Here is a 4914-nt window from a genome sequence, read left to right on the forward strand (position 1 = left end):
GGCGGATTCAATCGGTCGTCGCAACACTCCTGGATCTGGAGGTTGCGATGACTATTCGAAGGAAGCGATCAACTCGGGCGGCCCTGGGTTCGCTGGGACGCCCGTCTGTTGCGGGGCGTGCTGAACAGGAGCTGTTCTGGCGGGCGATCGCGACGGGTTTGAGCATTGAAGGTGCCGCGCTGAAGGCCGGCGTGTCAGAAGTCATCGGAAGCAGATTGTTCCGAAAGGCGGGCGGCATGCCACCATCGAAGTTCAGGCCTTCGGCAAAGCCGCTGTCCGGGCGGTATCTGTCGTTTAGGGAGCGTGAAGAGATCGCGCTCCTGCTTGTGGAGGGCCATTCTCTCCGAGAGATCGGGCGTCGTCTCGGACGGGATCCCTCGACGATCTCTCGTGAGTTGGATCGCAATGCATCCACTCACGCGGGCAAGATGGCTTATCGGGCGACCGCCGCCCAGTGGCATGCCGATCGATCGGCCTGCCGTCCCAAGCCGACCAAGCTTGCACGGAATACGGCTTTGCGTACTTATGTCGAAGACCGGTTGGCTGGGGCCGTGGCGGCCCCGAGCTGCGCTCGCGTTCGCCGGCCTAGCCGGGGCAAGGATCGGCGATGGGTAAAAGCCTGGAGCCCGGAGCAGATTGCCGGACGGTTACCGATCGACTTTCCGGACGACGAGACGATGCGCATCAGCCACGAAGCCATCTATCAGGCCCTTTATGTGCAGGGCCGTGGAGCTCTGCGCCGTGAACTGGCGACCTGCTTGCGAACAGGACGTGTGCTGCGGGTGCCAAGGGCGCGCTCGCGAAAGCGAAGCAGAGGTTTTGTCTCGCCGGAGATCATGATCAGCGAACGCCCTGCCGAAGTTGCGGATCGAGCGGTGCCCGGGCATTGGGAAGGAGATCTGATTCTCGGCGCCGCCAGCTCGGCAATCGGCACGCTCGTCGAACGGACCACGCGCTTCACGATGCTGCTGCACCTTCCGCGGCTGGCCGGGTATGGCGAAGGTCCGCGCGTAGACAACGGGCCTTCGCTCTCAGGACACGGAGCCGAAGCTGTACGCGACGCGATCGCGCGCACCATCATCACCTTGCCCGAAGAATTGCGTCGTTCGCTGACCTGGGACCAGGGCGTCGAAATGGCTCAGCACAGTCGTCTTAGGATCGACACAGGAATCCAGGTCTACTTCTGCGATCCAAGAAGTCCCTGGCAGCGCGGCACGAACGAGAACACCAATGGACTGCTGCGGCAGTACTTCCCCAAGGGTGCCGATCTCAGCATCTATGATGCCGATGAGATAGCCGCGGTTGCGGCCGCTCTCAACAGCCGTCCGAGAAAGACACTCGGCTGGAAAACGCCAGCCGAGGCGCTTGACGCCTTGCTGATCCCGGTGAAAAGAAAACGAACCGGTGTTGCGACGACCGCCTGAGCCCAAGGGATGTCTTGGCCGAACCTGTGGTTCTGCCGCGTGCTTTTTCTGCACGCGGGCCATGGGAGCGGCGAGCTCCCGGCCTTCCCTGCGCCCTCTGTTTAAAGAGGGCGGAACGACATCATCATGGCTCGGGCAGATCATGTCGCGAGAACGGAATGGCATGTTCGCGACGCTCGCACTGCATCCTCAACCGTCATCATCCGCGAAGGCGGATGATCCCGTACGCCGCGGCAGTCATGATCGAGCCGCGTCGCCTCTGGAATATTGGATCGTCCGCCGGAGCCCGTCATCGGGCTCCCGGAAGCCAAGAGCCGGTAACGGACGATAATAGCGGTGGGATATTTGTTGGTCCAACTCCGTCATTGCGAGGAGCACCTGCGACGAAGCAATCCAGAATCTTTGCTTGGCCCTGGATCGCTTCGTCGCCAAGGGCTCCGCGATGACGGAGCATGAGGCGATGTCGCGAGCAGAACTACGACCCTACAACGGCGCCTCGCCATACTCCCGGTTGGCGAGGCTGGCTTCCTCGAGGTCGAGGTCGCGCTCGATGCGCCGGCGGGTCTCGTCGGTGATCTTGCCGTTGCGAAGCATCTCGTGAATGAACTCGCGCTCGGTCTTGATCAGCTCGCGCGTCAGCTCGATGCCGAGCGCGGAGGCGTCGTACTCGTCGCAGTCGAGGGCAGGCGGCAACTGGCTGGTGCGCACTTCCTGGCGGGCGCGCAACAGTTTCACGACCTCGTCGGACAGGTCGCGGTCGTCGGTGATGGCGTCGAGCTCCCGCAAGGCCGCGTCGAGCGCTTCGCGCCGCGCTGCGATCTCCTTGGCGTGCTCCGCGACGATCTCGTTGCGGCCTTCGTCCGCCACGCCGAGCCAGCGGACCACGCGCGGCAAGGTCAGGCCGAATCCGACCAGCGTGACGAAGATGACGCCGAAGGCGACGAACTGGATCAGGTCGCGCTCGGGGAAGGCCGCGCCGCTCGCAAGCGTCAGCGGCAGCGCCAGCGCGGCGGCGAGCGAGACCGCACCGCGCACGCCGGTGAAGCTTATGATGAAGGCCCACTGCCAGGGCGGCGCAGGATCGCGCCTGCGCAAGGATCGGCTCAGCCAGCGCGGCGCGAAGATCGCGGGGAACACCCAAGCGAAGCGCGCGATCACGATCACGGCGATCACCAGCGCCGTCGAGGCCAGAATGTCCTCCAGCGGGAACGCCTTCGATCGCTCGTACAGATGCCGAAGCTGGAACCCGGTGAGCAGGAACAGCAGCCCCTCGGTCAGGTAGATCACCAAGTTCCAGAAGAAGACGCCCTGCAGCCGCGTCGCCGCGGAAATCAGCAGCGGGCCGTTCCAGCTCATATAGAGGCCGCAGGCGACGGTCGCGATCACGCCGGAGCCGCCGATATGCTCGGGGATCCAATAGGCGATGTAGGGCGTGATCAGGGACAGCGTGATCTCGATCTGCGGATCCCGGCTGCGGCGGCGGGCGCGCAGCATGACCCAGCCGACGGCGATACCGAAGGCGATCTCGCCGACCACGATGATGGCGAACTCGCCCGTTGCCGTCGGCAGCGAGAACGCGCCGGTCGCGATCGCCGCCACCGCGAAGCGGTAGAGGATCAGCGCGGTGGCATCGTTGGCGAGCCCTTCACCTTCCAGCACCACCAGGATCCGGCGCGGGATCGCGAGCCGGCGGGCGATCGCCAGGGGCGCCACCACGTCGGGCGGCGCGACGATGGCGCCGAGCACGAAGCCCGTGCTGAAGGACAGGCCGATCAGATAATGCGTGGCAAGGGCGACCGCGCAGGCGGTGAAGATCACGCTGCCGACCGCAAGCAGGCTGATCGACCGCAGATTATATTTGAACTCGCGCCAGCTCATGGCGACGCTGGCCGAATAGATCAGCGGCGGCAGCACCAGCAGCAGCACCACCTCCGGCGGCAGCGTGAAGGCCGGCATGCCCGGTAGGAAAGCGAGTGCGATGCCCACCAGCATCAGCAGGATCGCCGGCGCCATGTTGGTCCGCCGCGCCAGCAACGAAGTTCCTGCCAGCACTGCCAGCAGGATCAGAAAGATCTGAAAATGAGCCGCCATGTCGCCCGGTCGTGCGCCTCAGTTGCGCAGATCGTAGCGGTAGGATTTGGAGACGATCTGCCAGCCGTCGGCCAGCTTCATCGCCACCAGATAGTCGGTGAAATAGCGCGGCGGCAGCTGGCAGCGCACCTTGATGAAGGCCGTGTTGTCATCCGAACGGTCGATGGTGACGATGAAATCCTCGCGCGCCTTGCCTTCCGCCTTTGCGGACGGGCGCTTGCGCACCCAGGCGAGCCAATCCGGCACTGTGAGGACTTTCAGCTCGCCCTTCTCGGTCCACCTGAGGTCGGCGGTCGGATGGAAGATCGCGCCGAGCTTGTCCGCGTCACCCTCATGGAGCGCGTCAAAGTAGCCTTGCACCACGGCTTCAACACTGGAACGGTCGGCACTCACGGCGATCTCCTCAGGACGGAACAGCGAGACTGCATTTTGAACGCAAACGCAGGCTTGGCAAGGTGCGAACCTGCAGCGGCCGCCCGCGACAAAGTATCATCAGCTTCATCGCGTGGAGGCGGAACAGCGCTCCGTGACCTCGATCACAAGCCAAATCGGCTGCATTCTGCTAGCGAAGGGCGCAACAGGTTCTCCCAACAGGGGGTATTCAAATGTTTTGTCGGATTCCTTGGCGGCGATTTTTTCGACTGCCGCGCCTTTTCATCGTCATCGCGGCAGCCCTGCTGTTCGCGCAGCCGGCCTTCGCGGAGAAGCGGGTCGCGCTGATCATCGGCAACTCCGCCTATCAAAACGTTCCGCCGCTCGCGAATCCGGTCAACGACGGCACGGTCATGAGCGCGACCTTCAAGGCGGCGGGCTTCGACGTCGTCGACTACCGGCACGATCTCACCGCGCGGGACACCAGGCGCGCGCTGCGCGAGTTCGCCGATTCGGCCCGCGATGCCGACATCGCCGTGGTCTATTATGCCGGCCATGGCATCGAGGTCGAAGGTGCAAATTACCTGATCCCGGTCGATGCGCGGCTGGAGCGCGACACCGACGTCTATGACGAGACGCTGTCGCTGGACCGCATCCTGGTCGCGATCGAGCCGGCGCGGAAGCTGCGGCTGGTCATTCTCGACGCCTGCCGCGACAACCCGTTCTCCAAATCCATGCAGCGGACAGTGGCGGCGCGCGGCATCGGCCGCGGCCTCGCCAAGGTCGAGCCGAACAGCCCGAACACGCTGATTGCCTATTCGGCCAAGGCCGGATCGACCGCCCAGGACGGCGACGGCAAGAACAGCCCGTTCACGGTCGCGCTGTCGCACCACATTACGACGCCCGGGCTCGACGTTCGCAAGGCGTTCGGCTTCGTCCGCGACGATGTGCTGAAGACCACCGGAAACAAGCAGGAGCCGTTCGTTTATGGTTCGCTCGGCGGCGACGACATGCCGCTGGTTCCCGG

Annotated in this window: 4 protein-coding genes; 2 read left to right on the forward strand and 2 right to left on the reverse strand. The window is 64.3% G+C overall.

What is annotated here, in order from left to right; translation table 11 throughout:
- The first annotated feature begins 47 nt into the window (after positions 1 to 47).
- Positions 48 to 1424 (forward strand): IS30 family transposase, encoded by a 1377-nt coding sequence (locus tag WA702_RS19130; RefSeq protein ID WP_425112104.1) that lies wholly within the window; start codon positions 48 to 50, stop codon positions 1422 to 1424.
- Positions 1425 to 1907: 483 nt separating this feature from the next.
- Here WA702_RS19130 and WA702_RS19135 read toward each other — a convergent pair whose 3' ends face one another.
- The gene (locus WA702_RS19135; protein WP_425112101.1) at positions 1908 to 3515 is read right to left on the reverse strand and encodes a Na+/H+ antiporter; all 1608 of its coding nucleotides are present in this window, start codon (positions 3513 to 3515) and stop codon (positions 1908 to 1910) included.
- An 18-nt stretch (positions 3516 to 3533) separates the two neighbouring features.
- Positions 3534 to 3908 (reverse strand): nuclear transport factor 2 family protein, encoded by a 375-nt coding sequence (locus tag WA702_RS19140; protein WP_425112102.1) that lies wholly within the window; start codon positions 3906 to 3908, stop codon positions 3534 to 3536.
- A 212-nt stretch (positions 3909 to 4120) separates the two neighbouring features.
- Here WA702_RS19140 and WA702_RS19145 point away from each other — a divergent pair.
- A partial coding sequence (locus WA702_RS19145) for a caspase family protein (RefSeq protein ID WP_425112103.1) occupies positions 4121 to 4914 on the forward strand: 794 nt, incomplete at its 3' end.

This window comes from Bradyrhizobium sp., from assembly GCF_049798375.1.
Lineage (GTDB): Bacteria > Pseudomonadota > Alphaproteobacteria > Rhizobiales > Xanthobacteraceae > Bradyrhizobium.

What these genes read in the sequence shown, in the direction of transcription:
- WA702_RS19135 (WP_425112101.1), bottom strand. Translation starts at nt 3,515, where the DNA reads ATGGCGGCTCATTTTCAGATCTTTCTGATCCTGCTGGCAGTGCTGGCA.
- WA702_RS19130 (WP_425112104.1), top strand. Translation starts at nt 48, where the DNA reads ATGACTATTCGAAGGAAGCGATCAACTCGGGCGGCCCTGGGTTCGCTG.